Below are 25,832 nucleotides of genomic sequence, written 5' to 3'. Positions count from 1 at the left end.
GAATAGGGAGTACGGGGAGATGGATATGACCTATGCCGGTGCAGAGCCAAAGGTGGCAAGGCGCAAGCGCTCCGCCATCGCGCGCTATGCAGCACCCTATCTGTTCATCTCCCCGTGGATCCTCGGGTTCCTGTTCTTCACGCTCGGCCCGCTCGTCTTCTCGTTGACGATGAGCTTCTATGACTGGCCGGTCGTCGGCGAACGCACGTTCGTCGGGCTCGAAAACTACCGTTCCATGCTGTTCGAGGACCCGCAGTTCTGGGAAAGCCTCTGGATCACGGTGAAGTTTGCGGCGATCTACGTGCCGTTCAACATCGTCATGTCGTTCCTCCTGGCACTGATGCTGCACCACATCACGTTTGCCAGCGGCTTCTTCCGCACCGCCTTCTACCTGCCGAGCGTCATCTCCGGTGTCGCCCTTGTGACGATCTGGAGCTGGATCTACAGCCGTGAATACGGCCTTTTGAACTTCATGCTGTCCTTCGTCGGCATCGACGGGCCGAACTGGCTCGGCGACCCGAACCTTGCGATCGTCGCGATCATCATCGCCAGCCTCTGGGGTCTTGGCGGCACGATGCTGATCCTCTTGACCGGTCTGAAAGCCATCCCGAAGGAGCTCTATGAGGCGGCGACCGTCTCGGGCGTTCCCGGCTGGGCGCAGATGGTGTTCATCACGCTGCCGATGCTTGGCCCGATGCTGCTCTTTACCTTCATCACATCGATCATCTCTGCCTTCCAGCAGCTGACGATCGCTCTGCTTCTGACCAAGGGCGGACCGCTCGGCTCCACCTATTTCTTCGCCATGTATATCTACGACAACGCCTTCAAGTATTTCGACATGGGTTACGCCGCCGCCGGCTCCTGGGTGATGTTCATCATCGTGCTTCTGCTCAGCCTCGGCGTCATGCGCTGGTCGGCCGCCTGGGTCTATTACGAAGGCGAAGTCCGCGAGAATGATGGAGACCGCAATGCGTAAGACGCTGCTCTATTCCGCGCTGATCCTGCTGTCGGCGCTGTTCATCGCGCCGTTCTACTGGACCTTCATGACGGCGGTCAAAAGCTCGGCCGAGCTTTACCAATTCCCGCCGGTGTTCTGGCCGTCGGAATGGCACTGGGAGAATTTCGCCGCCGCCTGGAACAAGCAGCCCTTTGGCACCTACCTCACCAACTCGCTGATCGTGGTGGTGTTGTCGACCATCGGCCAGCTGATTTCCTCGTCGCTGGTCGCCTATGGCTTTGCCCGCTTCCGCTTCCCCGGTCGCGACCCGCTGTTCATCCTGCTGCTCGCCACCATGATGATCCCGTGGGACGTGAAGATGATCCCGCTCTACATGGAGTTCAACCTGCTCGGCTGGATCAATACGCTGAAGCCGCTGATCGTACCTGCCTATTTCGCCGACGCCTTCTTCGTCTTCCTTTTGCGCCAGTACATCATGACCGTGCCGATGGAGATCGACGAGGCAGCCCGCATGGACGGCGCCAACGCCTTCGACATCTACTGGCGCATCCATCTGCCGCTGATGATGCCGGCACTGGTGCTGGTCGGTACCTTCCACTTCATGAACGCCTGGAACGACTATCTCGGACCGCTGATCTTCCTCAACGACCAGTCGAAGTACACGCTGACGCTCGGCCTCTCGATGTTCAAGGGCCTGCACGAGGTGGACGTGACCTCGATCGCCGCGATCACGGTGATCCTCTGCCTGCCGCCGCTCGCCCTCTTCTTCGTCGCCCAGCGCTACATCATGGATGGCGCCGTCGGCTCGTCGGTGAAGGGATAACGGCATGCTGTTCGATATCGAATTTGTCCCCTTCAGCCGCAGGGGCCGTTTCCTGACGCTCTCGATGATGCGGGTGCCCGGCCGTGACGGCGAGCGTGCGCTTTATCTCCGCCATGTCGCCGGCGGCGATGAGCGGCCGTCACTCGGTCGTCTCTGCCGCGTCGAGTTTTTCGATGCTGAGGGCGCGAGCGTGACGCCTGTGCTCGTGCTTTCCCCGGAACGGCTCGATGCTCGCATCGGCGAGGGCGAGGTGAGCTTCGTCATTGGCGACGGCGAAAGGCTGTACATCGCAGGCAAACGGGCCGGCGTGCGCTTCCATCTCGAGGGCTCGCGCTACGACTATGTCTACCGCATGCCAAGCGGCGAGGATTGCCTGGTGGCCGCGGTCGAAAACGTCAAATTCATCCCGCGGGCGATCACTGGTGACCTGAAGGTCGCTGGCGCCTGGCAGCGCGACCATTCCGAAGACGTGTCCTTCGCCTTTTCGGGTGCGGACATTTTCGAGGGCAATGTCGATTTTTTCCGCACCGTGCCGCCTGCTGATCGGCCCGGCCGGTTCGCCGAGGCGCTTTCGGATGCGGCGGCCGAATTCGGCGAATGGCACGCACGTGTTCCGAAGGGTGTGGAAGGCCAGGACGATGCACATCGTCTCGCAAGTTACCTGCTCTGGGCGAACGGCGTTCCTGCTGGTGGCGCGCTGACGCGGCCGGCGATCTACATGTCGAAGAACCACATGATCAACATCTGGAGCTGGGACAACGCCTTCTCCGCGCTCGGTGTGGCGGCCTTCGATCAGGATCTCGCCTTCGACCAGTTCGCGGCGATCTTCGACCATCAGGACGCCTCCGGCCTGCTGCCGGACTATATCAACGACCGCGACGTGCTCTTCGCCTTCACCAAGCCGCCGGTGCATGGCTGGGCGGTGTCGCTGATCGCAGCTGCCGATCCGTCCTTCCTCACAGTGGAGCGCAAGTCTTACCTGCGCGACGCAATCGGTCGCCAGGTCGACTACTGGCTGACCTACGGCCGTAAGGATGCGGCGAGCCTGCCGTCCTATTTCCACGGCAATGATAGCGGCTGGGACAACGCCACCTTCTTTGCCGAAGGCGGCCCGGTGATCTCGCCGGATCTGCCCGTTTTCCTGATCCTTGCCTGCGAGACGCTTGCCGATCTTCTCGAAGACGACGCTGACCGCCAGGCGGTGTGGCGGCAGAAGGCAGACGAGCTGCAGGCGCTGCTTTTCGAGCGCCTCTGGACCGGCGAGACCTTTGGCGCCCGGCTCGCTGCGGACCCGGAGCGGATACTGCCGGGCGAAAACCTCATCCAGTTCATGCCGCTGCTGCTCGGATCGCGTCTGACGCCCGACATGCGCGAGAAGCTTGTCGCGCGGCTCGTAGCTGGCGGCTTCATCACCGAATGGGGGCCGGCGACCGAAAGCCCGAAGAGTTCCTTCTACGAGGACGACGGTTACTGGCGCGGGCCGATCTGGGCGCCGACGACGCTGCTTCTCTGGGATGGACTGCGCCAGCAAGGGAAGATTGAGCTCGCGCGCAAAGTCGCGGAAAAGTTCTGTTCACTTGCGAGCAAAAGCGGTATGGCCGAAAACTTCGACGCGCGCTCGGGGAGGGGCCTTCGCGATCGGGCATTCGCCTGGACATCCGCAGTCTATCTTCAGCTGGCGGCATCGCTCAGCCGACCCAAATCTTCGTGATCTAGCAACCCGTGACGAACCGAGACGCCATGCAGAGACCGACGATCAAGACCATCGCGCAGGAGACGGGGCTTTCCATCGCCACCGTTTCCAAGGCCCTGAAGCACTCGCCTCAGGTCCGCCCGGAAACGCGCGCGATCGTGATCGAGGCGGCCGAACGGGTCGGCTACGAACTGAACATGCATGGCGTGCAGCTACGCACCGGCAAAACCTATCAGGTCGCCGCCATCATGACTGCGCCGGGCCCGAAGCAGAACGAATGGGAAGGTGTCGAATACGCCCAGCTGCTCAGCGGTATTTCCTGGGCGCTGGAAGACAGCCCCTATCGTGTCTCGCTTTATGCCGTGCGCAATTTCGAGGAAAGCCAGGCGGTCATCAAGCAGATCGTCTCGTTGAAGAAGGCCGACGGCATCATCATCTCGGGAACACGCGCCGACGATCCGCGCATCCGCACCATGCAGGCAGCCGATTTCCCGTTCGTCACCTATGGCACCAGCATCCACAATGCGCCGCATGCCTATGTCGATGCCGACAACGAGCAGATGATCCGGGTGTCGATGGCGCGGCTCACCGAGCGCGGCCATCGCCGCATCGCGCTGCTTAACCCGCTCTCGGACTTAAGCTACGGCATCACCCGGCTTGAAGCCTACAGGCATGCGCTTGATGTCGCGGGGCTTCCCTATGATCCGGCGCTCGTCGCCCATGGCCGTCTGACGCCGGCTTTCGGCCGTGAGAACGTTTTGACCATGTCGGAGCTCAGCAACCCGCCGACCGCCTATATCTGCGCCAACGAAGCCTCCGCACTCGGTGCCTTCTCGGGCTTTCACGAGCGCGGACTTGTGCATGGCCGTGACGCGGTGATCAACGCCACCGATGATCTCAACGTCAGCCAGTATTTCGCGCCGCCGATCACCACCTATTACCTGCCGATCAGCGAGCCGAGCAGCCTGCTCGGCGCCTATATCCTCAGGCGCATGGAGGGCGAGCCGCCGGAGGCATTGCAGACGCTTTTGATGCCGAACCTGATCGAGCGCTGCGACGACCGCTTGAACCCGAACCGTTGACGAACTTCGCGCCCGCTTAGGGCGCCCATTCATGCCCTTGAATATAAACGTTTATATTCAAGGGCGCACAGACAAAACCCGAGGTCGGACCCAACCGACCGTAAGACATGACGAAGGACCGGACCCGTGCACATGCCCCTGACGAGATTGAACCGCTTCAACGCCAAAGAGCAGCAGACCGACATGCTGGAACTCGGCGTCTGCTACTATCCGGAGCAGTGGCCGCGCGAAAAATGGGAAGAGGATGCCCGCCGTATGGTCGAGCTCGGTCTTGCCTGGGTGCGCATCGGCGAATTCGCCTGGGCGAAGATCGAGCCCCGCTCGGGCGAATTCCACTGGGAGTGGCTGGACGACGCGATCGAGGTGCTCGGCAAGGCCGGTCTTAAGGTCATTCTGGGAACGCCGACCGCCGCACCGCCGAAGTGGCTGATCGATCGCTATCCGGACATCCTGCCCGTCGACGTCAAGGGCGTGGTGCGCAAGTTCGGCGCCCGCCGCCACTACTGCTTCTCCAGCCGCCGTTATCGCATCGAGGCGGCGCGCATTTCCGAAGCCATGGCCGAGCGCTATGGCAAGAACGCCTTCGTCCATGCTTGGCAGACCGATAACGAGTACGGCGACCACGACACGATCTACAGCTATTCCGATGAGGCGCTGCGCGCCTTCCGCCAATGGCTTGAGGCCCGCTATGGCACGGTCGAGGAACTGAACCGCGCTTGGGGCACGGCCTTCTGGGCGATGAACTACCTGAGCTTCGATGAGGTCGAGCTTCCCAACAACCTCGTCGAAGAGCCGAGCCCGACCCATATCGTCGATTACATCCGCTTCTCCTCCGACCAGGTGAAGAGCTTCAACAAGGCGCAGGTCGACATCATCCGCAAGCACTCGCCGGGTCGTCCGGTGACGCACAACTTCATGTCGCAGAACACCGACTTCGACCATTACAAGGTCGGCGAGGACATCGATATCGCCTCCTGGGACGTCTATCCGATGGGCGGGCTGCTCAACGGCCGCCTCTCCTCGGAAGACAAGGGTCGCTACCTGCGCGTCGGCGATCCCGACCAGCCGGCCTTCAACCACGATCTCTACCGTGCCGTCGGCAACGGCCGCGTCTGGGTGATGGAGCAGCAGCCGGGCCCGGTAAACTGGGCCTCGCACAACCAGTCGCCCGCCGACGGCATGGTGCGGCTGTGGACCTGGCTCGCCTATGCCCACGGCGTCGACATGGTCTCCTATTTCCGATGGCGCCAGGTGCCGTTTGCGCAGGAGCAGTTCCATGCCGGCCTGCTGCTTCCGAACAGCGAGGCTGACCAGGGCTATCTCGAAGTCGCGCAGGTTGCCGAGGAAATGAAGCGTCTGCCGAAGGGTGAGCGCCGCGAGAAGGCCAAGGTCGCGATCCTGCTCGACTACACCTCGCGCTGGGCGACGCGGGCGCTACCGCAGGGCCGCACCTATCTGGCCTCGCAGATCGCGCTCGACTGGTATTCGACCGTCGCCCGCTTCGGCGTCGACGTCGACATCATCGGCCAGCATTCGGACCTTGACGGCTACCAGCTCGTCCTGGCGCCCGATCTCGTCATCCCGGAACAGGCCTTCGTCGAAAAGCTCGCCGCGTCAGGCGCTAAGGTGCTGTTCGGACCGCGCAGCGGCAGCAAGACGGAGGACATGCATATCCCCGAGGGCCTGCCGCCGGGTCCGCTCGCCGCGCTGATCGACGTCAGCGTCGCCCGTGTCGAGTCGCTGCCGGAATTCCACGCCGAAAGCGTGCTCTACGGCAACGAGACCTATCCGGCCGGTGTCTGGCGCGAGACGGTTCGCACCAACGAAACCGTGCTTGCGACCTTCGAGGGCGACTATCGCAATGGCGCCCCGGCGCTCGTCGGCAACGACAAGGCGCGCTACCTCGCAACCGCCGCGCGGGGTGACTTCCTCGGCAAGGTGATCGGCGATGCCCTCGGCTGGGCCTCGGTCGAGACGCTTCCGGATCTTGGTGATCTGCGCATCACCCGCCGCGGCAAGCTCGCCTTCGCCTTCAATTACGGCAAGTCGGCCGTCGATGTCCCGGCACCGGCCGGCGCGACCTTCCACGTCGGCGGCCGCAAGCTCGGCCCGGTCGATATCGCGATCTGGTCGGCGTGAGCGGGCACCGCGATAGCGCGCTTTGATGAACTGAAAGAAAAGAGCCCGGCTGTCGGACAGCCGGGCTCTTTTTATCTGGGAGGTCGAAACGGTTCAGACGCGCTCCAGCGCCACCGCGATGCCCTGGCCGACGCCGATGCACATGGTGGAGAGCGAGTAGCGGCCGCCGGTCTCCTGCAGTTCGAGTGCCGCCGTGCCGGTGATGCGGGCGCCGGACATGCCGAGCGGGTGGCCAAGCGCGATCGCGCCGCCGTTGCGGTTGACGCGCGGGTCGTCGTCGGCAATGCCGAGGTCGCGCAGCACGGCGAGCCCTTGAGAGGCAAAGGCTTCGTTGAGTTCGATGACATCGAACTGCGACTGCTTGAGGCCGAGGCGCGCCATCAGTTTCTTTGACGCCGGGGCCGGCCCCATGCCCATGATGCGGGGAGGCACGCCGGCGGTTGCGCCGCCGAGAATGCGCGCGATCGGCCGCAGGCCATATTTCTTGATGGCCGCTTCCGAGGCGATGACGAGCGCCGTCGCACCGTCGTTGACGCCCGACGCGTTGCCGGCGGTCACCGTACCGCCTTCCTTTTTGAACGGCGTGCCGAGCTTGGCAAGCGCTTCCATCGTGGTTGCGCGCGGGTGCTCGTCGCGATCGACGATCACAGGTTCGCCCTTGCGCTGCGGGATCGTCACCGAAACGATCTCCTTGGCCAGCCGGCCATTGGCTTGCGCAGCGGCAGCTTTCGCCTGGCTGCGGACGGCAAAGGCGTCCTGATCTTCGCGGCTCACGTGGAAATCCGCGGCGACGTTCTCGCCGGTCTCGGGCATGGAGTCGACGCCGTACTGCTTCTTCATCAGGGGATTGACGAAGCGCCAGCCGATGGTGGTGTCATAGATCTCGGCATTGCGTGAAAACGCGGTGTCGGCCTTCGGCATCACGAAGGGCGCGCGCGACATGCTCTCGACACCGCCCGCGATCATCAGCTCCGCCTCGCCCGCCTTGATGGCGCGGGCCGCAGCGATGACGGCATCCATGCCGGAACCGCAGAGACGGTTGATCGTCGTGCCGGAAACCCCGACCGGCAGGCCGGCCAAGAGCGCCGACATGCGGGCGACGTTGCGGTTGTCCTCGCCCGCCTGGTTGGCGCAGCCGAAGATGACGTCGTCGACCGCATCCCAGTCGACATCGGCGTTGCGTTCAAGCAGTGCCTTGAGCGGGATCGCGCCGAGATCGTCGGCTCGCACCGATGAGAGCGAGCCGCCGAAGCGGCCGATCGGTGTGCGGATGTAGTCGCAGATGAAAGCCTCGGCCATTACGCAGCCTCCTTGTCGCCCTGATGCGCCTTCTTGGTGCGGGCATTTATATCGCGAAGGGTCGTCAATTCCAGCGCCGTCGGTGCCGGCGTCTCGATCACTTCGTCAGCGAACTTGATCGCCCAGCCGCAATTCTCGACGATCTGCTCGCGGGTAACGCCCGGATGGATCGAAACGACCGTCAGTTCCTTCGTCTCCGGATCCGGTTCCAGGATGCAGAGGTCGGTGATGACGCGTGTCGGGCCTTTGGTCTTCATGCCGAGCCGCTCGCGGTGGTTGCCGCCTTCGCCATGGCCCATGGAGGTGATGAAGGGCAGCTTTTCGACGAAGCCGCGCTTGGAGAGCGCCATGGTGATGAAGATGCGGCCGCAATTGGAGGCGATCTCGGGGGCGCCACCGCCGCCGGGTAGCCGCACCTTCGGATGATCGTAGGGGCCGACGACCGTGGTGTTGAGGTTGGCAAATCTGTCGATCTGCGCGCCGCCGAGGAAGCCGGTGGTGATGCGGCCACCTTGCAGCCAGTAGCGGAACATCTCGGGCACCGAGACGGTGAAGAGGGCGGTGTCGCAAAGTTCGCCGTCGCCGATCGAAAGCGGCAGCACATCGGGCTTGGTTCCGACCGTGCCGCTTTCGTAGATCAGGGTAATGTCGGGCGCGTGCGTCAGCCGCGCGACGTTGCAGGCGGCCGACGGCGCGCCGATGCCGACGAAGCAGACGTCGTCGTTGGAAAGCGCCCGCGCGGCTGCGATCGTCATCATTTCGGTGGGGGTGAAGTCGCTCATCCTATCCTCCCTCAGGCCGCTTTGGCCGGCTTGTTGCCGGCATGCCTGGCGAAATCTTCCGGCCTGGCGTCGAGTACGTTTTCCTTGATCCAGGCGGAGAAGCTGTCGCGGTCGCGGGCGATCTCGTCCCAGCCGATGTAGAAGGCGTTGGAGCGCGGGTAATATCCGTGTGCATAGGACGGGAAGGCGCCGCCCGGAACGTGAGCAACCGACGTAATGGCCCAGCTCGGGAGAACGAGGGAATTCGGGGAGGGTGGGTTCAGTTCGTCGACGATCTCCTCGACCGTGACGATCGAGCGCTTGGCGGCGAGAACCGCCTCTTTCTGCACGCCGACAATGCCTTCGATCAGCACGTTGCCCTTCCTGTCGGCGCGTTGCGCATGAATGATCGTGACGTCAGGGCGGATCGCCGGCACGGCGGCGAGCACTTCGCCGGTAAACGGACAGGTGACGGACTTGATGTTAGGGTTCACCTTCGGCAGGTCGGCGCCGATGTAACCGCGCAGCGTCGCAAAGGGCAGGTTGGCAGCCCCCGCCTCGTAGGCGTTGGCCATCGCCGCATGGGAATGCTCCTCGATTTCGAGCGGTCGCGGCCACTGGTTCTCGACGGCATCGCGGAAACGGTGCAGCGAGCCGACGCCGGGATTGCCGCCCCAGGAAAACTTCATGCCACGGGCAGCACCGACACCGATCAGCTGATCGTAGAGAATGTCGGGTGTCATGCGCACGAGATAGAGATCCTTGCGACCCTGGCGGATCACCTCGTGGCCTGCGGCATAGGGGATCAGATGGGTGAAGCCTTCCATGGCGACGGTGTCGCCATCCCTGACATTGTCGCCGACGGCCTCGGCGAGCGAAACGATCTTCGCCATGTTTCCTCTCTTTGTCTGTTGGCGGCGGCTGGCGCGCCATCGGGCGGCAACGGCCTTCCTCTTCCGCATGCCAATAAGCGCCGATCGATCGGACCGGTCAAACAGTTTGTGCGATATTTGACTTTTGTTCGTATATCGCACAAAGTTGGTGATGTGATTTGGGAGGCAAGGATGCGCGAGACTGATTTCGTCAGTGGGTTTGCACGGGGGCTGACGGTGATCGAGGCCTTCGACGAAACGCGGCCGAAGCTGTCGATTGCCGAGGCGTCGAAGATCACCGGCCTCGATAGGGCAACGGTGCGCCGCTCGCTGCTCACCCTGTCCGAGCTTGGCTACGCGGACTATGACGGCAAGTTCTTCGCGCTGACGCCGAAGATCCTGAGGCTTGGCCATGCCTATCTGTCGGCAACGCCGCTGCCGACGATCATCCAGCCCTATCTCGACCAGCTTTCGGAACGGGCCGGCCAGAGCGCGTCGGCCTCGGTGCTTGATGGCACCGAAATCATCTATATCGCCCGCGCCTCGCAGAAGCGGGTGATGTCAATCAACCTGACGACGGGGTCGCGGCTGCCGGCCTATTGTGCCTCCATGGGGCGGGTGTGGCTCGCGGCGCTTCCGGAGCACGAGGCGCGAGACATCCTTTCACGCTCGAACCTCAAGGCGAATACACCCTATACCAAGATCGATCCGGAGGATTTGATCGCCGAGTTCCGTCGGGTGCGCGACCAGGGCTACGCGCTGATCGACCAGGAACTGGAGCTCGGTCTCTGCTCGATCGCCGTGCCGCTTGAAAACGACCGCGGCCGGATCGTTGCCGCGCTCAACATCGGTGCGCCGGCGGCGCATGTGGCCGCAGCCGAAATGGTGGCACGCTACCTGCCGCTGCTCAAAGAGACGCAAGGCGCATTGCGCGTGGTTCTGCGATAGCAACTTTTGAAGCTGCGCTTGACCTTCCGCCGTCGCGCCCTTCTTACTTTCGCTTGGCGAGTGAATTCGGGTTGGGGAGGAGAGCATCATGACCGACGACGCGCATCCGCCGGAAACCAAGCTCACGACGACGAAGCGGCGCTGGGCGGCCGACGGCAAGTTCCTGACCGGACGGGTCACCCGGCCGGAAGACGAGCGCCTGCCGCCCGGCCAGCATCTGGTCAAGGACTGGCCGGTGCTCGATCTCGGCCAGCAGCCGATCATCCGGACGGAAAGCTGGCGTCTCGATATCACCGGCCATGTCGAACACCCCCTGTCGCTCGACTGGACCGCCTTCAAGGCGTTGCCGCAGAGCGACCGTCTCTCCGACATGCATTGCGTGACGACGTGGTCGCGCTACGACAACCGCTGGCAGGGCGTGGCCACACGTGATCTGCTCGACCAGGTGATGCCGAAGCTTGAAGCGAGCCATGTCCTTCTGACAAGCTACGATGGCTACACGACCAATCTGCCGCTTGCGGATTTCGCGGCCGAAGATGCGATCCTTGCGACCGACTGGGAAGGCCAGCCGATCGGCCGCACCCATGGCGGGCCGATGCGGCTCATCGTTCCGCATCTCTATCTGTGGAAGAGCGCCAAGTGGCTGACGCGCATCGATTTCCGCGCCGGTGACACCCCCGGCTTCTGGGAGCGCAACGGCTATCACATGCGCGGCGATCCGTGGCGCGAGGAGCGCTATTCGGACGACTGATCAGGGGCCCGTGAAGGCTTGTCGGTCGCCGCCTGACGCGTCCGGGTCCAGCAGCGATTGCAGCCCCGCAAGCTGGTAGCGCCAGAAGAGCGAAATGGCCGACTGGATGGACGGGGCGTCGCGGTACGCACTGAGCGTGTCGGCAATGGTGTCCAGCGTTCGGGTAAAGGTACGCTCGAGCATGAAATCCATCAGTGGCGTCGGAGCGGCGCCGGCCTTGTCGGTCACGTAGCCGGAGGCCAGCCGCACCATCTCGCGGATCATCAGGTTTCGCACATGGGCGTAGCGCGTGCCATCCGCGCCGCGAAGCAGGATCAGGACCACGAGCCGCTGTTCGATCCAGAAGGACAGCAGCGCCCGCGCCCGTTCAGATCCGGACGCATCGGCCTGCAGCCAATTGCCGATCGCCCGCAGTTCTCGTATGCGGCCGCGCAGCAGGCGCAGCAATCGCCCGGCAAGCGTCGGCGTCACGATCTCATCAAACAGCGCCTCCTTGTCGGCGAAGTACTTGTAGATGTTGCTCGAACTCGTGCCCGCCCGTTCCGCCACATCGGCCAGCCGGGCCCTTTCGAAACCCTGCTCGGCAAACACCGCTGCCGCTGCCGCAAGCAGCCGCTCACGCACTTCCAGCTTCAGGCGTTGAGGCATGCGAGCCTCCCTGCAAGCGCGGTCAACCACGGCTGCCAGGGGGCGGCTTCCTCCAACTGGAAGGCAAGCGAGAAGAGCAGCGCGTCCTCACCCGTTGCCGCGGCGAAATGGCAGCCGATCGGCAGCCCCTCGGGCGACCAGAAGAGCGGCACCGACATGGCGGGCCATCCAGCAAAGGAAGCAACGTTGGTGAAACCGGCGAGGCGTTCCGTAAACGCGATGAGTTGGTCCGGATCCTCGCTCGGGCCCTTGGTTCCAAGCGGAAAGGCGGTGAAGGGAACGGTGGGCGAAAGCAGAATGTCATGGGCGGAGATCGCCTGATTTGCACGCGCCTCGGCCCTCGTCGTCGCGCCGATCGCTTCGGCAATTGCCGCCTCCGGCAGCCGCCTGGCGCGGCGGACGAGCGCGACCGTGTAGGGCTCGAACCGGGTCTCATCGAAGGCGCCGCCCATCGCGGCTGCGATCTGGTCGAACAGACCGGAAAGAACAATTCCCGTCAGATTGAAGAAGGCGCGGCTGGTTTCGGGCGCGTCGACGTCGGGGCCATCACACGCAGTGACGTCATGGCCGAGCGCTTCGCAAAGGGAAATGGCGGTCTTCAGAGCGCCTTCGGCCGCTTCAGACACGCCGCGCCCGAAAACATCGTGTCGATAGACGCCGATCCGCAGCCGCTTCTGCGGGCCACGGCGCAGATCGTCGATCGCAGGCAGCACCCGCGCCAGGTCCCGCCGTTCGGTTGCGGCCAGCCACGCGGCGCTGTCGCGCACGGAACGGCTGACGCAATGATCGCTGATCAGCCGCGCCGTCGGCATGGTCGGCGGCAGGCCGGCATTCACCGTGCGGTCACGGCTCGGCTTGAAGCCGAAAAGCCCGCAGAAGGAGGAGGGGCCGCGGATCGAGCCGCCACCGTCGGACGCGTGGGCAACCGGCACCATGCCGGAGGCGACGGCCGCCACCGCACCGCCGGACGAGCCGCCGGTCGAAAGGGCGAAATTCCAGGGATTGCGGGTCGCGCCATGGGCGAGGGTCTCGGTGGTGCCGAGCAGTCCAAACTCCGATGTCGTCGTCTTTCCAAGGACGATCAGGCCGGCCCTGTCGAGCGCGTCCGTATAGTCCGATCCGCCTGGAGCGGGTTGTCCCTTGAACAGCCGCGAGCCGAAGCCGGCCGGGTGGCCCGGATAGGCCAGCAGGTCCTTAAGCAGGGTCGGCACGCCCGGGAACGGCATGTCTGCTTGCGGCCTGGCATCTCTGGCGCATTCGCGCGCGAGCTCGAAATCCGTGGATGCGAGCGCATTGATGTGCGGCTCGAGCCGTTCGATCCGCTGGATGGCGGCATCGACGAGTTCGAGCGGCGAGGCCTGCCCCGTCGAAACGAGACGTGCCTGTGCTGTGGCGTCCAACGCGGAAAGGGCGTCCGATGCCTGTTGCGAGAGTTCGAGATTGGAGGCGCGCATCTGTTCAGCTTCCATTGACGATGAAAAGAGAATGAATGATTCTCTTTTCATCGTCAATGAGCGGTTGCATCGCCGAGCGTCTGATTGCATCTTCCCGTCTCCTGCAATGCTGGTGCAACTCACCCCCCGCAAAGCTCGTGGCAACGTTTCAACTAAGGACGTTGTCGATGCGCCTGGCCATTTTACCCATGTGGTTGATCCTTTTCGGTGTGGGCCCAAGCCATGCCGATGAAAACGGAGTGTGGATTGCGGACAATCCGTATCGGGCCGTGCAACCTCTGTACGATCCCTGTCGTGATGGTCGGCTAAGTGATGGAAAGCCGCGAACCTGCGCCGAGATCAAGCGCATGTACGGGCATGGAAGAAGCGGCGGCTGGTCCGAGGAGGACTATCGCCTGGATGCATGTAGCGACGGCCGCGTCAGCGACGGCCGGCCGCGCACATGCCGGGAACTGCTTGAATGGATGGAGCGTCGTTGATGAAGGCAGAGCGCAGAGGCACCGTGTCGAAGTTCGGACAGGTTTTCAGATTGGGGCTCGGGTACCTGTCGTGGCCGCTGGTGTTCTTCGGTGGATTGCTCGGCGCGTATTACGCGTTCGCGAGCGCAAGGCCGATGGTCGGTTTTGTGGCGGTCTATGCGGCCGCCGTCTTCATCCTGTTTCTTCTCGAACGCTATATTCCCCATGAGCGGAGCTGGCTTCAGTCGGATGGCGAAACGGTGAACGACATCGGCCATACGCTGGCGACGAAGGGCCTGCTGCAACTGGCTGGCCTGATCGCCGCCGTCTTTCCCATGTATGCCGCCAACATCCTGCAGCCGCTCGCAGCGCTCAAGTTCGGAATCTGGCCGTCCGATTGGCCGATGGTGGCTCAGGTGGCGCTCGCAGTGGTCGTTGCCGAATTCGGCCTCTACTGGGCGCATCGCATTGCCCATGAAAAGCTGTTCTTCTGGCGGTTTCACGCCCTGCATCATAGCGTTGTCCGGCTCTGGGTCATCAATACCGGCCGCTTTCACGTCGCCGATTCGCTGTTCAAGATCGCCATGAGCCAGATCTCGCTCTACTGCCTCGGCGCGCCGCTCCCGGTTTTCTGGTGGCTCGGCGCGGTCACGGCCTTCATGGGCATTCTCACCCATTGCAACGTCGACATGCGCACCGGCCTGTTCGATTATGTCTTCAGCACGCCGCGGCTTCACCGCTGGCATCATTCGAAAGACCTTCGCGAAGGCAATATGAACTACGGCGAGAACGTCGTGGTCTGGGACCTTTTGTTCGGCACGTACTACAACCCCGACCGCCCATCCTCCACCGACATCGGCATCAAGGGCCGGATCGCCAGGGGCTTCCTGGCGCAACTTGCGCAACCCTTCACCAAGAACGGCGTGCGCGAAATCCTCGGCCTCCCGAAGCGAGGCTTATGAAAGTGCGGCAGCATGCCCGGCATTCAACCGGGCATGCTGCGCAACAGCTAGGCCGCGAAGGCCGGCTTGCGGGCGCCGATCCTCAGGACGTAGTAGATCGCTCCGCCGATGGCGACGCCGAAGAACCAGCCATAGATTCCCCACCAGGCCGGCAGGATGTTGGTGAACGTCGGCAGGATCGAGGAGAACAGCGCCCCGATGGCAAAGGCGACGAAGGCGCTGCCGTGCCAGCCGCCCTGGAAGCGGAACTCGCCGTCCTCGTGGTAGAGCGCCTCGACGTTCAGCTGTCCGCGGCGGATCAGATAATAGTCCACCATCATAACCCCGAAGATCGGCCCCATCGTCGACCCGATGAAGTTGACGAAGTGCGCGGCACCCGTTTCCCAGGGGGCGAACGGGTAGAGGATGAGGGCGATCAGTGCGGCGATGTAGCCGCCGCGCTTGAAGTTGATCTGCCGCGGGAAGACGTTGGCGAAATCGAAGGCGGGCGACACGAAGTTCGCCACCACGTTGATGCCGAGGGTCGCCACCGCAAAGGTGAGTGCCGCGAGCAGCGCCAGGAACCAGCTGTCGAATTTCGCCGAAATCTGATCGGGATGCAGCAGCACTTCGCCATAGACGGCAAAGGCGGCCGTCGTCGTGACGCCGGCAACCAGGCAGAAGGCGAGCAGGTTGATCGGCAGGCCCCAGAGGTTGCCCTTGCGCAGCGTCTTCTCGTCGGTCGCATAGCGCGAGAAGTCGCAGAAGTTCAGATAGAGCGCCGCGAAATAGGTGATCCAGGTGGCAGCGACTGCCGCGAGCGCCGGGAAAGTGCCGGGCTCCCAGGGGACGCCCGCGTCCTTGGTCTTTTCGATCAGCACGTCGCGCGGAATTTCCGAGCCGAAGGAGAAGGTTCCTGATTTGACGACGAGGTAGACGGCAAGGATCAGCATCATGATCCAGACGGCCGGGCCCGCCCAGTCCTGGAACTTGCGTACGGTCTCCATGCCGCGCTGGATGATGAGCAGTTGCAGCGACCAGACGACGACGTAGCAGATGACCTCGAGCGTCGAATGGCCGAGCATGTGGCTGTTCTGGTGGAAGGCCAGCATGCTTTCGTTGCGAATGAGAAGCGCGACGATCGCGCCGGAGGCGGCAGCCGTCTGCGCGCCGTACCAGAAGCAGGCGACGACGGCGCGTACCAGCGCCGGCACGTTGGCGCCGAATGTACCGAAGGAGGCGCGGGCGAGAACCGGGAACGGCACGCCGGTGCGCACGCCCGCATTGCCGACAAGGCTCATCAGGAAGAAGATCACCAGCGACCCGATACCGATCGCGATCACGAAATTCACGAAGCTGCCGCAAAGCAGGAAAAGGCTCGCTGCGAGGTAGTAGCCCCACAGGCTATGCACGTCGGATGTCCACACATTGAAGATGCTGAAAGCGCCCCACCGGCGCTCCTCGGCCGGTGCCAGATCCTCGTTGTACAACGAGGGCGACGGATCGCGTACTGCCATGTCTTCCTCCGTATACCCTCCGGGTCCCCCTCGGATCCGGGCCCTGATTCTGCTCCCGTTTTGAGTCGTTTCAAAAGTCTTTTTGGATTGTATGCAATTCCGGCGCCGGGCTGCGCTCGGGTCAGGCGCCGAGCCGTTCGCGCTCGGCAAGCCGCCAGGCCCGCGGCGTCATGCCCGTCTGGCGCAGGAAGAAGCGGGAGAAATAGGCGGGGTCGGCAAAGCCGAGGCGGAAGCTGATTTCCTGCACGCTGGCGCGGGTGAAAACGAGCTCGCGCTTCGCCTCTCCGATGCGTTTCCGCGAAATCATCTCGTGGGCGCTGAGGCCGGTGACGGCGCGCGTGATCCGGTTGAGGTGGGTTTGCGACAGGCCGAGTTCGCGGGCATAGGCGGCGGCCGGCCAATGCGCGTGGTGGTGTTGCTGCAAGAGGGCCTGGAAGCGTTGGACCCGCCTTTCGTTTTCACTCTCGCCGCTGTCATCCCGCTCGTCGCCTGCCTCGTCGAGGCGCGCCGTCAGCATCAGAGCGGAGGTCAGATAGGCGTCCAGGAGATCGGCGCGGTTGCTGCGGCTGGTTTCCCACTCCTTGGCCAGGCGCGTGAGCGTTGCTGCGATATAGGCCGCATCGCTGCGGTCGTCGAGCCGGGTCAGGTGCGGGGCGGCGAGCCACGCGCCGAGACGGCTGCGCTCGCCGGGTGGCGTCTTCAGGTGCGAGGCAAGGATGGTGAAGACGAAACCGTCGATGTCGCGCGAGAAGCGGAAACCGTGGCCCAGCGCCGGCGGAACGGTGATGACCACGGGGGGCTCGATCATATGGACCGCATTGCCGAAGACGGCATCGCCGGAGCCGCCGGAAATGTACAAGATCTGAAAGAAGCTGTCGTGCCGGTGCAGCCCGATTTCCCAGTGATAACGGCTGCTTCGCGACGGGATCGTCTCGCAATGCAACCAGAAATCCGGCCGTTCCCCGGTCCTCTCGCCGTAGAGCTCGTAGGTCGGAACCGCCTTCTTCATGTCGCATATCCTGAAGTCATGTTCGATTTGTGCAATTTCATGGCGCTTTTGTCCATTGAGAGCGAGGCCGGCTGCGCGCAGATTTTGCCAAAAGACAATTCCACCAAAGGGCAATTCCGGAGGAGAGCATGCGCACCAAGGTCGTCATCATCGGATCGGGCCCCTCAGGGCTGCTGCTCGGACAATTGCTGACGGAAGCCGGCGTCGACAACGTCATCCTCGATCGGGTCAGCAAGGACTACATTCTCGGTCGCGTGCGCGCCGGCGTGCTCGAGGAGGGCACGGTCGGCCTGATGGATCGCGCCCGGGCCGGCGCGCGCATGCACCAGGAGGGGCTGCCGCATGACGGCTTCTCGCTCGCTTTCGATGGCCGCGACCATCGTATCGATCTCAGGCAGCTGACTGGCGGCAAGCGCGTGATGGTCTATGGCCAGACGGAGCTGACGCGCGACCTGATGGAGCACCGCGAGCGCTCCGGTGCCACGACGATCTATGAAGCGGCCAATGTCGAGCCGCATGATTTCGACGGCCATCTTCCCTATGTGACCTTTGAAAAGGAAGGTGTTGCGCAGCGCATCGACTGCGATTTCATCGCCGGCTGCGACGGCTTTCACGGCGTCAGCCGCAAGTCGGTGCCGCAAAAGGCGCTCAGGACCTTCGAGAAGGTCTACCCCTTCGGCTGGCTGGGCATTCTCGCCGACGTGCCGCCGGTCGATCATGAGCTGATCTACGCCAACCATCCGCGCGGCTTCGCGCTGTGCTCCATGCGGTCGACGACGCGCAGCCGCTATTACATCCAGTGCCCGTTGAGCGAGAAGATCGAGGACTGGTCCGACGAGCGCTTCTGGGACGAGCTGCGCCGGCGGTTGCCGCAGCACCATGCCGACGCGATGGTGACGGGGCCGTCCTTCGAAAAATCGATCGCCCCGCTGCGCTCCTTCGTCGCCGAGCCGATGCGCTTCGGCCGGCTGTTTCTGGTCGGCGATGCCGCCCATATCGTGCCGCCGACGGGAGCGAAGGGGCTCAACCTCGCCGCCAGCGACGTGCACTACCTCTTCGAGGGGCTGCTCGAACACTATCAGGATCGCTCGAACGCCGGCATCGACGCCTACTCCGCGCGGGCGCTGGCGCGCGTGTGGAAGGCCGTGCGTTTCTCCTGGTGGATGACGACGATGCTGCACCGTTTTCCGGATACCGGCGATTTCGACCAGCGCATCCAGGAAGCCGAACTCGACTACCTCACCCATTCGGTGGCCGCCGAGACGGCGCTGGCAGAGAACTATGTCGGATTGCCCTACTGAGAAAGGGCGGCGCGATCGGCCCACTCGCGCCGCAGCAGGCCATAGAGCGCCGTGTCCCACCTGGCATCCCCGACCTTCACTGAGGAACGCCTTATCCCTTCCTCGCGAAAGCCGAGGCTCAGATAGGTGCGGATCGCCGCCTCGTTGAACGTGTAGACGTTGAGCTCGAGCCGCTCGAAGGCGGGGTCGGCGAAAAAGCGGCGGGTCACTTCGCCGAGGAAAGGCTGGGCAAGGCCCTGGCCGCGCATGCGCGGATTGACGGCGACGCGGGCGAGGCGGCCAACGCCGTTTGCCCAGTCGAGCGCCACCTGCGCGTGGCCGGCGAGCTTGCCGTCGACGACGCCTGCAAACATCAAGCGCTCGGGTTCGGCACCGTTGGTTTCAGCGAGCATCGCTTCGAGCTGTGCTGCTTCCAGCGGAAAGGAGAGGCCGGGGCCGCCCCATTGCACCAGCGCCTCCAGGCTCGAAAACCAGTCGAGCATCTTGGGAATGTGTGCTTCGGAAAATGCGTCAACGACGAGGGGAGCGGTCGGCATGGTTCACCATCTTTGTCGGGCCGCAATCTCAACCGCTGATCGCAGCTTGTAAAGCCGCGAAATCCGGCAGGCCACCGCGCGCAGTCTCAGTTGGTATCCATCGCTTGCCGCATGTCCTGGACCGTGGCGCGGGTCGCCTCGACATAGGCGTCGACCAGGTGCCGGTTTCGCGTGTCGCGCAGCCAGCAGAGGCTGAGATCCGACGCGATGCTGGGGAGGAAAGGTCGGATCGTCAGTCGGTCGCGCTGGCCGAAGGCGAATACCGGATCGACGATGGCGATCCCCAGTCCGTTGGCGACCATTTCACACACGGCCGGTGCAAGCGTCGCGTCCATGATGTAGTTCAGGCGGGTGCCGTAGCTGTCGAGCGTGCTTTCGATCTTCTGCCGGATGCGGTTGTCGGCGGCAAAGCCGATATAAGGTTCGCCATGGATGTCGGAGGGCACGATCTCCGCTTTCGCGGCGAAGCGATGGTCGCGCGGCGCGATGCAGACGAGGTCTCCGCCGCGCAGCGGAACGCACTCGATATAGGGGTTGTCCGTATTGCGGTTGATGAGGCCGATATCGACCTGCTTGGAAAGCAGCCATTCGACGATGAACTGCGAGCTGCGGATCACCACCGAGATGTAGGCGTCGCCGTGCCCGGCAAGGAAACGCTTGTTGGTGTCGCTGATGAAGAGGCCGGAAAGCGCCGGCATCACGCCGACCGAGATCTGCCCGAGTTCCTCGCGCCGGATCAGGTCGACGGCGCGCTCGATCTGCTTGATGCCGGCAAACACACGATCGATCTCCTTGTAGAGCCGCATCCCATGCTCCGACGGAATGAGCCGGCCCTTGATGCGATCGAACAGTTCAAGCTCCGTGTCTTCTTCGAGATGCGCCAGGAGCTTGCTCACCGCGGGCTGCGAGATATGCAGGACCTCCGCGGCACGGCTGACGGTGCCGCACTCGATCACGGCTTTCAGGGCCTCGATTTGTCGCAGGTTCGGTGCGCGTTTCATCCCATAACTTCTCACGTGACATATGCGTGTCAAACCTATCGCTGCCTGCGGATCTTGACAATGAACCCAACCGCAGACCCTGCGAAATAACGTCGCCTGCCGAGGGGGAGGCGATTGGAACGTATAACCTTTTGGAATGGACGCAGGCTTAAAAACAATTAGACGGGTCAAATTTGCTACGCCAATCTTTGTGTGAGCTGCGATCGGGTTGATCGATTGCACGATTGGAGACGGGACCGAAAGAGCGCGCATGCGCGCACCGGCGCCGTCAAGTCACGCTGGGAGGCGCGAGGAGGAACAATGGTATTCGGGCAGAAGATCAATCGCAGGAACGCGCTCAAGCTTTTGGGTGCAGGTGGCGCAACGGTGCTCGCCGCGCCCTACATCATCCGGTCGGCGCGTGCTGAGGGCGCGGTTCTCAACATCACCACCTATGACAAGTTCCTGCCGCAGGATTTCATCGAGCAGTTCCAGAAGGACAGCGGTATCGAGGTTCGCATCCGCCTGACCGACGACCAGGGCAAGCAGTACAACCTGTTGACGGCGGAAGGCGCAAACCCGACGACCGATATCGTCACGGTCGCCGGCCACCGCTACGGCCAGTTCATCGGCTCGAAGCTGGTGCAGGCGCTGGATACGGCAAAGCTGCGCAACTGGTCGAACCTCAATCCCGCCTATCAGGACGCGGCCTGGGCTCGTTACGAAGGTAACCTCTGGGGATTGCCGATCCTTGCTGGCTACGAAGGCCTCGTGCGCAACACCGACTACGTGCCGGAAGCCGACAGCTGGGGCATCATGTTCGACGAGAAATACGAAGGCCTGACCGCCTACATGGCCGGCGATTTCATGTCGATCACCATGAAGTATCTGGGTCATGACGGCGACTTCGTCACCTACACCGACAAGGTCGAGGCGGCCCAGAAGGCCGCCAGCGAAGCGCGCGACCACCTGATCAAGCACAAGCATATGGTTCGCAAGTACTACGATGCGGCCAGCGAAGTGCAGCAGATGTTCATCAACGAGGACATCCATCTGGCGCAGGCCTGGTCGGGCCCCGCCGCCAAGCTGATCATGGACGGCGTGCCGGTCAAGCTCTCCGTGCCGAAGGAAGGCACCTACGGGTTCTGCTACACGCTGAACATCGTCAACAACGCGCCCAACGCCGAGAATGCCTACAAGCTGTTCGACGCGATCCTGGCGAACCCCGAGGTCGGCGCGGCGATGACGCGCACCTCCGGCTTCAGCTCGACGATCTCGGGCGTCGACAAACTGCTGAACGACAAGGAACGGCTGGCATCGACGCTGCCGCAGGAAGAGCTCGAGCGCGTCACCTTCTTCAGCTCGCTCAATCGCTCGATGAAGAACGAGATCATCGACCGCGCCGTCGCCGAACTGAAGGCGGCCTGAGCAATCGCATTGTGATGACTGACTGACCTCGCTGTGGCGGCGGGGTCAGAACGGTGACGCATGTCCTGCCAATACCCGCCGGGTCGCGGACAAGCCTTGGGATAATTCAATGGCCGTGGGAACACATGCGGCAGGTGGCGGTATCCCCGTCCGCGCCGCGCAGATGAAATATTCAACCGGTATCGCGAGGGTGATCCACTCGCCGCTCTATCGCTACACCTTGGGCGCTGTTGCCGAGTGGCGATATGGGCGCATCCTGCTTCTGGCCGGCGTGCCGGTTGTCTGGATGCTGATGATGCATATCGGGCCGATCTACGAGATGCTGCGCATCAGCCTTCTGTCCAGCTATCCGCCGCAGCCGGGCGTGGAAGCCCGTTTCACGCTCGACAACTACGCGCTCTTCTTCAGTGAAAAGCTCTACTGGATGCCGCTGTTGCGCAGCTTCATCTATGCCTCCATCGCAACCGCCGTCACCCTGGTCGTGGTCTACCCGGTGGCCTATTACGTGGCGAAGGTGGTTTCGGCGGGCAGCCGGTCGCGCGCGCTGCTCCTGCTCCTGGCGCCGTTCTGGGCCGGCGAGATCATCCGCATCTTCTCCGTCATCATGCTTCTGGCCAATCGCGGTGCCGTCAACGTGCTGCTCAGGGAAATCGGGCTGACCGAGCGTCCCATCCAGATGCTCTACACGTCCTTCTCGATCAGCTTCGGCCTGGTCTACATGGTCTGCCTCTACATGCTGCTGCCGCTCTATTCGGCGATCGAAAAGATTCCGAAGTCGCTGCTCGATGCGTCGGCCGATCTCGGGGCAGGACCGTTCACGCGCTTTCGCCGCATCATCCTGCCGCTTTCGCGCGACGGCATCGTGTCGGGCTGCTCGCTGGTCTTCCTCACCTGCATGGGCGTGTTTGCCGCTCCCATTCTGCTTGGCGGGCCGACCACCAGCATGTTCTCCGAAACGATCAGCAGTTTCTTCCACGGCGCCAGCAGCCGTTGGCCGGCCGGTGCCGCCTTCGCGATGATCATGCTTGCCGCATCCCTCGTCACCGTCGGTCTGTTCATGCGGGTCGTCGGCGGCACGAAACAAAGGACATTCTGATGCGCGCCATGTTTCACGATTGGCCGGGGCTGGCCCTCAAGTCCTTCTACTGGCTGTTTGTTCTGTACCTGTTTCTGCCGCTGTCGCTGATGGTCGCCGTCAGCTTCAAGGATGCGAGCTTCATCTCGTTTCCGCTCGGAAACCTGACGATCGACTGGTACGCCAAGGTGATCCAGGACAAGCAGTTCCTGGACGCCTGCCTCTACACGATCATGATCGCCGCGGCGACGACGGCGATTGCGACGGTGATCGGGGTCTGGATCGCGATGCTGATCGGATCGCTGCGCGGTGCCACTCAATACGTAGCCTTCGCCATCGCCTGCCTGCCGGCCGTCGTGCCGGGCATGATCTCGGCGATTTCGCTTCGCATCTTCATCACCACCATCGACCTGCCGACGGGGACAGTCGCCATCATTCTCGGCCACGTCGTCCATGCCGTACCCTTCGTGGTGGTCATGGTGCTGACGCGGCTGCGCTCCATGCCCGGCAATCTGGTCGACGCCGCGCGCGATCTCGGCGCCGACAGCACCGTCACCTTCTTCCGCGTCACCCTGCCTTACCTGGGACCGGCCATCTTCGGCGGCATGATCTTCTGCCTGCTGCTGTCGAGCGACGACTTCGTCCGGACCTTCTTCCTCGGCGGCTATCGCCCGACGCTGCCGATGCTGATCTTCGCCCGGGTGCAATCCGGCATGTCACCGGAGATCAACGTCATGGCGACGCTCGTCCTGGTCGTGACGGCTGTCGTCGGGCTCTACGCAGAATATCTCACACGTCGTTCGAGGATCCGCTGATGGAACCGGTTGTTCAGTTCGAAAATGTCAGAAAGAGCTTCGGCAGCTTTGTCGCGGTCGATAATCTCAACCTCAACATCGAGCGCGGCAAGTTCGTCACGCTGCTTGGTCCCTCGGGCTGCGGCAAGTCGACGACGCTGCGCATGCTCGGCGGGTTCGAAACGCCGACGGAGGGCCGCATCCTGCTCTCCGGCCGCGACGTGACAATGGTTCCGCCGAACCGGCGCAACGTCAACATCGTGTTCCAGGATTACGCGCTGTTCCCGCATATGACGGTCGCAAAGAACATCGCCTTCGGGCTGGAGCTTAAGGGCGTCGACCAGAAACAGATCCAGAGGCGCGTATCGGAACTGCTGGAACTCGTGCAGCTGCAGGAATTCGCGAGCCGCCTTCCATCCGAGCTGTCGGGCGGCCAGCGTCAGCGCGTTGCCCTGATGCGCGCCCTTGCGCCCGATCCCGACGTACTGCTTCTCGACGAGCCGCTTTCCGCGCTCGACGCCAAGCTTCGCCAGACGATGCAGATCGAACTCAAGGCGATCCAGGAACAGACGGGCAAGACCTTCATGTTCGTGACCCACGATCAGGAAGAGGCGCTCACCATGTCGGATACGATCGTGGTCATGAACAATGGCCGGATCGAGCAGATGGGCGATCCGGCGAGCCTCTACAAGCGCCCCGGTTCCGCCTTCGTGGCGACCTTCCTCGGCGAAACCAACCTGTTGCGCTCCGATGTCGTCGGCACCGACGCCGGCGAAGCCGCAGTGCGGTGGAACGGCATGACGATCAAGGCGTCGGCCGGCGCGCTGTCGCCCAAGGCGGGCGACGCGATCTACGTCGTGCTGCGGCCGGAAGCGATCCAATGCTCGGCCGGCGAACCGGGTGTCGCCAACCGGGTAAAGGGGCGCATCCGCCAGCGCGTTTTCAAGGGCAACCACACTTCGCTCAAGGTCGAGATCGGCGAGGGGCATCTGCTCAACGCGCTCGTTCACCCGAGCGAAGTGGAGGGCCTGAGCCTTGACGACATCTGGGTTGGCTGGTCGGCGGAGGCGACCACGCTCATTCCGTCCCGCAACGCTTCATAACAACGACGTCTCGACGGCGGGCGGAGCCCGTCACCGACTATCAGATGAATTGGAAAACGACATGCGTGTAGGTATCGCGGGTGCTGGCTCTATTGCCTTCGGCACTGCCGCCCTTCTGGAAAAACTCGGACACAAGGCAACGCTCTGGTCGCCATCCGGCACGGGGACTTTGGCACTGGCCGAGGGTGAGAGCCTGACGGCAGAGGGTGCCATCGAAGGCACCTTCCTTCCGGCCGTTGCCGAAAGCGCGGAAGATCTGGTCAGCGACGCGGATGCGATCCTCGTCGCGCTGCCGGCCTACGGTCACCGGTTCGTGCTGGACGCGATCGCGCCGCATCTGACCGCCGGGCAGGTGGTGATCTTCAGCTCGCACACCTCGTTCGGAGCGCTCTATCTTTCGTCGCTGCTGGCGGCGCGCGGCATCACCGTGCCGATCGTTGCCTGGGGCACAACCATCGTCAGCGGCCGGAAGCTCGGCCCGGCGCTGGTGCACGTAAATACGATCCGCAAGCAGGTCGACCTCGCGACCGTTCCCGCGTCACAGAGTGCACGCGGGCACGCGGTCTGCACGGCGCTGTTCGGCGAACACTTCGTTGACCGCGGCAGCCTGCTGGCAATCGCGCTTTCGAACCTGAACCCGCAAAACCACCTCGGCATCGCGCTCGGCAACATGTCGCGCATGGAGCGCGGCGAAAGCTGGGTGCAGGCGCAAAACGTCACCCCAAACATCGGCCGCCTGCTGGAAACGCTCGACCGCGAGCGTCTGGCCATAGCCGAGAAGCTGGACCTGAAGGTGCGCGACATTTTCCAGCATTTCCACCTGTCGTTCCATGTGCCCGTCAGCACCATCTCGCAGATGAACCAGGAAATGTACCAGGCCGGAAACAACGGCACCGGCCCCGCGACGGCGGACAGCCGCTACGTGACGGAAGATGTCCCGTTCGGCTTGGTGGTCACCGCGCAGCTTGCACGTCTCGCGGGCTGCCCGGCAGTCCTGCATGAATCGGGCATCCGCATCTTCTCTGCCATGTACGGCCGGGACTTCGAGGGCGAGAACGACCTCCTGCCGGAACTGGGTCTCGAGCGGCTGGGCCTCGAAGGCCTCGACGCGCTCTGCCGCACCGGCTTTCCGACCATTGCCGCCGCCGTCGATCGAGCCGAGGGACGCGTCTGAATGAACGAACGCTTCCTCACCCATCTCCGTTTAGAACTCGAGGGCCTGAAGACGGCCGGGTTGTACAAGTCGGAGCGTGTGATCACCT

General features: G+C 63.3%; 24 protein-coding genes. 15 read left to right on the top strand and 9 right to left on the bottom strand.

The window, feature by feature from the left end:
• Positions 1–19: 19 nt before the first annotated feature.
• From C1A35_RS33620 to C1A35_RS33600, 5 genes are all read left to right on the top strand, one after another.
• Positions 20–976 carry an ABC transporter permease subunit gene (locus C1A35_RS33620; protein ID WP_104668565.1) on the top strand — a complete coding sequence of 319 codons (957 nt, stop codon included), beginning with the start codon at positions 20–22 and terminating at the stop codon, positions 974–976.
• The gene (locus tag C1A35_RS33615) at positions 969–1,781 is read left to right on the top strand and encodes a carbohydrate ABC transporter permease (RefSeq protein ID WP_104668564.1); all 813 of its coding nucleotides are present in this window, start codon (positions 969–971) and stop codon (positions 1,779–1,781) included. The genes C1A35_RS33620 and C1A35_RS33615 overlap by 8 nt, the downstream gene beginning before the upstream one ends.
• A 4-nt stretch (positions 1,782–1,785) precedes the next feature.
• Positions 1,786–3,492 carry an amylo-alpha-1,6-glucosidase gene (locus tag C1A35_RS33610; protein ID WP_104668563.1) on the top strand — a complete coding sequence of 569 codons (1,707 nt, stop codon included), beginning with the start codon at positions 1,786–1,788 and terminating at the stop codon, positions 3,490–3,492.
• A gap of 29 nt (positions 3,493–3,521) precedes the next feature.
• The gene (locus tag C1A35_RS33605; RefSeq protein WP_104668562.1) at positions 3,522–4,556 is read left to right on the top strand and encodes a LacI family DNA-binding transcriptional regulator; all 1,035 of its coding nucleotides are present in this window, start codon (positions 3,522–3,524) and stop codon (positions 4,554–4,556) included.
• Positions 4,557–4,682: 126 nt separating this feature from the next.
• Entirely contained in the window at positions 4,683–6,695 is a 2,013-nt protein-coding gene (locus C1A35_RS33600; protein WP_199773097.1) for a beta-galactosidase, read from the top strand.
• Positions 6,696–6,788: 93 nt separating this feature from the next.
• On the opposite strand, the gene pcaF is transcribed toward C1A35_RS33600, so the two are convergent.
• Genes pcaF through C1A35_RS33585 form a run of 3 tightly spaced genes read right to left on the bottom strand, consistent with a single transcriptional unit; the run spans position 6,789 to position 9,648 of the window.
• Positions 6,789–7,994 carry a 3-oxoadipyl-CoA thiolase gene (pcaF, locus tag C1A35_RS33595; protein ID WP_104668561.1) on the bottom strand — a complete coding sequence of 402 codons (1,206 nt, stop codon included), beginning with the start codon at positions 7,992–7,994 and terminating at the stop codon, positions 6,789–6,791.
• A complete protein-coding gene (locus tag C1A35_RS33590; RefSeq protein ID WP_104668560.1) occupies positions 7,994–8,776 on the bottom strand; it encodes a CoA-transferase subunit beta in 783 nt (260 codons plus the stop codon). Before C1A35_RS33590 ends, pcaF begins: the two co-directional genes overlap by 1 nt.
• Positions 8,777–8,787: 11 nt before the next feature.
• Positions 8,788–9,648, bottom strand: a complete 861-nt coding sequence (locus C1A35_RS33585) for a CoA transferase subunit A (RefSeq protein WP_104668559.1) — start codon at positions 9,646–9,648, stop codon at positions 8,788–8,790.
• 171 nt (positions 9,649–9,819) lie between these two features.
• On the opposite strand from C1A35_RS33585, the gene C1A35_RS33580 reads away from it, so the two are divergent.
• Together C1A35_RS33580 and C1A35_RS33575 are read left to right on the top strand one after the other, a co-directional pair.
• The gene (locus C1A35_RS33580; RefSeq protein ID WP_104668558.1) at positions 9,820–10,575 is read left to right on the top strand and encodes an IclR family transcriptional regulator; all 756 of its coding nucleotides are present in this window, start codon (positions 9,820–9,822) and stop codon (positions 10,573–10,575) included.
• 88 nt (positions 10,576–10,663) lie between these two features.
• Positions 10,664–11,326 (top strand): sulfite oxidase-like oxidoreductase, encoded by a 663-nt coding sequence (locus C1A35_RS33575; protein WP_104668557.1) that lies wholly within the window; start codon positions 10,664–10,666, stop codon positions 11,324–11,326.
• Here the strand turns inward: C1A35_RS33575 and C1A35_RS33570 are convergent, their stop codons facing one another.
• Positions 11,327–11,974, bottom strand: coding sequence for a helix-turn-helix domain-containing protein (locus C1A35_RS33570; RefSeq protein ID WP_104668556.1), 648 nt, complete (start codon positions 11,972–11,974; stop codon positions 11,327–11,329).
• A complete protein-coding gene (locus tag C1A35_RS33565; RefSeq protein ID WP_104668595.1) occupies positions 11,959–13,428 on the bottom strand; it encodes an amidase in 1,470 nt (489 codons plus the stop codon). The genes C1A35_RS33570 and C1A35_RS33565 overlap by 16 nt, the downstream gene beginning before the upstream one ends.
• A gap of 167 nt (positions 13,429–13,595) precedes the next feature.
• Here C1A35_RS33565 and C1A35_RS36190 point away from each other — a divergent pair, with 167 nt between their 5' ends.
• The gene (locus C1A35_RS36190) at positions 13,596–13,907 is read left to right on the top strand and encodes a hypothetical protein (protein ID WP_158665236.1); all 312 of its coding nucleotides are present in this window, start codon (positions 13,596–13,598) and stop codon (positions 13,905–13,907) included.
• The gene (locus C1A35_RS33560; protein ID WP_440271585.1) at positions 13,907–14,848 is read left to right on the top strand and encodes a sterol desaturase family protein; all 942 of its coding nucleotides are present in this window, start codon (positions 13,907–13,909) and stop codon (positions 14,846–14,848) included. The genes C1A35_RS36190 and C1A35_RS33560 overlap by 1 nt, the downstream gene beginning before the upstream one ends.
• Before the next feature lie 47 nt (positions 14,849–14,895).
• Here the strand turns inward: C1A35_RS33560 and C1A35_RS33555 are convergent, their stop codons facing one another.
• The gene (locus tag C1A35_RS33555; protein WP_104668555.1) at positions 14,896–16,344 is read right to left on the bottom strand and encodes an NCS1 family nucleobase:cation symporter-1; all 1,449 of its coding nucleotides are present in this window, start codon (positions 16,342–16,344) and stop codon (positions 14,896–14,898) included.
• A gap of 121 nt (positions 16,345–16,465) precedes the next feature.
• Positions 16,466–17,353 carry a helix-turn-helix domain-containing protein gene (locus tag C1A35_RS33550; protein WP_104668554.1) on the bottom strand — a complete coding sequence of 296 codons (888 nt, stop codon included), beginning with the start codon at positions 17,351–17,353 and terminating at the stop codon, positions 16,466–16,468.
• 128 nt (positions 17,354–17,481) lie between these two features.
• Between C1A35_RS33550 and pobA the strand changes: the two genes are divergently transcribed.
• Positions 17,482–18,654, top strand: coding sequence for a 4-hydroxybenzoate 3-monooxygenase (pobA, locus tag C1A35_RS33545; RefSeq protein WP_104668553.1), 1,173 nt, complete (start codon positions 17,482–17,484; stop codon positions 18,652–18,654).
• Here pobA and C1A35_RS33540 read toward each other — a convergent pair.
• Positions 18,648–19,190, bottom strand: coding sequence for a GNAT family N-acetyltransferase (locus C1A35_RS33540; protein WP_104668552.1), 543 nt, complete (start codon positions 19,188–19,190; stop codon positions 18,648–18,650). The two genes, pobA and C1A35_RS33540, sit on opposite strands and share 7 nt — an antisense overlap.
• A gap of 86 nt (positions 19,191–19,276) precedes the next feature.
• Positions 19,277–20,191, bottom strand: coding sequence for a LysR substrate-binding domain-containing protein (locus C1A35_RS33535; protein WP_104668551.1), 915 nt, complete (start codon positions 20,189–20,191; stop codon positions 19,277–19,279).
• 300 nt (positions 20,192–20,491) lie between these two features.
• Between C1A35_RS33535 and C1A35_RS33530 the strand changes: the two genes are divergently transcribed.
• The 5 genes from C1A35_RS33530 to C1A35_RS33510 all read left to right on the top strand — a co-directional run bounded on the left by C1A35_RS33530 (position 20,492) and on the right by C1A35_RS33510 (position 25,744).
• A complete protein-coding gene (locus C1A35_RS33530; protein WP_104668550.1) occupies positions 20,492–21,598 on the top strand; it encodes an extracellular solute-binding protein in 1,107 nt (368 codons plus the stop codon).
• Between the two features lie 109 nt (positions 21,599–21,707).
• Entirely contained in the window at positions 21,708–22,694 is a 987-nt protein-coding gene (locus tag C1A35_RS33525; RefSeq protein ID WP_104668549.1) for an ABC transporter permease, read from the top strand.
• On the top strand, positions 22,694–23,488 hold the full coding sequence (locus C1A35_RS33520) for an ABC transporter permease (protein WP_104668548.1): 795 nt from the start codon (positions 22,694–22,696) through the stop codon (positions 23,486–23,488). The genes C1A35_RS33525 and C1A35_RS33520 overlap by 1 nt, the downstream gene beginning before the upstream one ends.
• Complete coding sequence (locus C1A35_RS33515; protein ID WP_104668547.1) at positions 23,488–24,570, top strand: ABC transporter ATP-binding protein; 1,083 nt, start codon at positions 23,488–23,490, stop codon at positions 24,568–24,570. Before C1A35_RS33520 ends, C1A35_RS33515 begins: the two co-directional genes overlap by 1 nt.
• Before the next feature lie 61 nt (positions 24,571–24,631).
• Positions 24,632–25,744, top strand: a complete 1,113-nt coding sequence (locus C1A35_RS33510) for an NAD/NADP-dependent octopine/nopaline dehydrogenase family protein (protein WP_199773096.1) — start codon at positions 24,632–24,634, stop codon at positions 25,742–25,744.
• Positions 25,745–25,832 lie beyond the last annotated feature (88 nt).

This window comes from Ensifer adhaerens (assembly GCF_002940685.1).
In the GTDB taxonomy this organism is placed as follows: domain Bacteria; phylum Pseudomonadota; class Alphaproteobacteria; order Rhizobiales; family Rhizobiaceae; genus Ensifer; species Ensifer adhaerens_E.
This window is presented reverse-complemented; position numbering and strand designations above follow the sequence as displayed.

What these genes read in the sequence shown, in the direction of transcription:
- C1A35_RS33620 (WP_104668565.1), top strand. Translation starts at nt 20, where the DNA reads ATGGATATGACCTATGCCGGTGCAGAGCCAAAGGTGGCAAGGCGCAAG.
- C1A35_RS33615 (WP_104668564.1), top strand. Translation starts at nt 969, where the DNA reads ATGCGTAAGACGCTGCTCTATTCCGCGCTGATCCTGCTGTCGGCGCTG.
- C1A35_RS33610 (WP_104668563.1), top strand. Translation starts at nt 1,786, where the DNA reads ATGCTGTTCGATATCGAATTTGTCCCCTTCAGCCGCAGGGGCCGTTTC.
- C1A35_RS33605 (WP_104668562.1), top strand. Translation starts at nt 3,522, where the DNA reads ATGCAGAGACCGACGATCAAGACCATCGCGCAGGAGACGGGGCTTTCC.
- pcaF (WP_104668561.1), bottom strand. Translation starts at nt 7,994, where the DNA reads ATGGCCGAGGCTTTCATCTGCGACTACATCCGCACACCGATCGGCCGC.
- C1A35_RS33590 (WP_104668560.1), bottom strand. Translation starts at nt 8,776, where the DNA reads ATGAGCGACTTCACCCCCACCGAAATGATGACGATCGCAGCCGCGCGG.
- C1A35_RS33585 (WP_104668559.1), bottom strand. Translation starts at nt 9,648, where the DNA reads ATGGCGAAGATCGTTTCGCTCGCCGAGGCCGTCGGCGACAATGTCAGG.
- C1A35_RS33580 (WP_104668558.1), top strand. Translation starts at nt 9,820, where the DNA reads ATGCGCGAGACTGATTTCGTCAGTGGGTTTGCACGGGGGCTGACGGTG.
- C1A35_RS33575 (WP_104668557.1), top strand. Translation starts at nt 10,664, where the DNA reads ATGACCGACGACGCGCATCCGCCGGAAACCAAGCTCACGACGACGAAG.
- C1A35_RS33570 (WP_104668556.1), bottom strand. Translation starts at nt 11,974, where the DNA reads ATGCCTCAACGCCTGAAGCTGGAAGTGCGTGAGCGGCTGCTTGCGGCA.
- C1A35_RS33565 (WP_104668595.1), bottom strand. Translation starts at nt 13,428, where the DNA reads ATGCGCGCCTCCAATCTCGAACTCTCGCAACAGGCATCGGACGCCCTT.
- C1A35_RS36190 (WP_158665236.1), top strand. Translation starts at nt 13,596, where the DNA reads ATGCGCCTGGCCATTTTACCCATGTGGTTGATCCTTTTCGGTGTGGGC.
- C1A35_RS33560 (WP_440271585.1), top strand. Translation starts at nt 13,907, where the DNA reads ATGAAGGCAGAGCGCAGAGGCACCGTGTCGAAGTTCGGACAGGTTTTC.
- C1A35_RS33555 (WP_104668555.1), bottom strand. Translation starts at nt 16,344, where the DNA reads ATGGCAGTACGCGATCCGTCGCCCTCGTTGTACAACGAGGATCTGGCA.
- C1A35_RS33550 (WP_104668554.1), bottom strand. Translation starts at nt 17,353, where the DNA reads ATGAAGAAGGCGGTTCCGACCTACGAGCTCTACGGCGAGAGGACCGGG.
- pobA (WP_104668553.1), top strand. Translation starts at nt 17,482, where the DNA reads ATGCGCACCAAGGTCGTCATCATCGGATCGGGCCCCTCAGGGCTGCTG.
- C1A35_RS33540 (WP_104668552.1), bottom strand. Translation starts at nt 19,190, where the DNA reads ATGCCGACCGCTCCCCTCGTCGTTGACGCATTTTCCGAAGCACACATT.
- C1A35_RS33535 (WP_104668551.1), bottom strand. Translation starts at nt 20,191, where the DNA reads ATGAAACGCGCACCGAACCTGCGACAAATCGAGGCCCTGAAAGCCGTG.
- C1A35_RS33530 (WP_104668550.1), top strand. Translation starts at nt 20,492, where the DNA reads ATGGTATTCGGGCAGAAGATCAATCGCAGGAACGCGCTCAAGCTTTTG.
- C1A35_RS33525 (WP_104668549.1), top strand. Translation starts at nt 21,708, where the DNA reads ATGGCCGTGGGAACACATGCGGCAGGTGGCGGTATCCCCGTCCGCGCC.
- C1A35_RS33520 (WP_104668548.1), top strand. Translation starts at nt 22,694, where the DNA reads ATGCGCGCCATGTTTCACGATTGGCCGGGGCTGGCCCTCAAGTCCTTC.
- C1A35_RS33515 (WP_104668547.1), top strand. Translation starts at nt 23,488, where the DNA reads ATGGAACCGGTTGTTCAGTTCGAAAATGTCAGAAAGAGCTTCGGCAGC.
- C1A35_RS33510 (WP_199773096.1), top strand. Translation starts at nt 24,632, where the DNA reads ATGCGTGTAGGTATCGCGGGTGCTGGCTCTATTGCCTTCGGCACTGCC.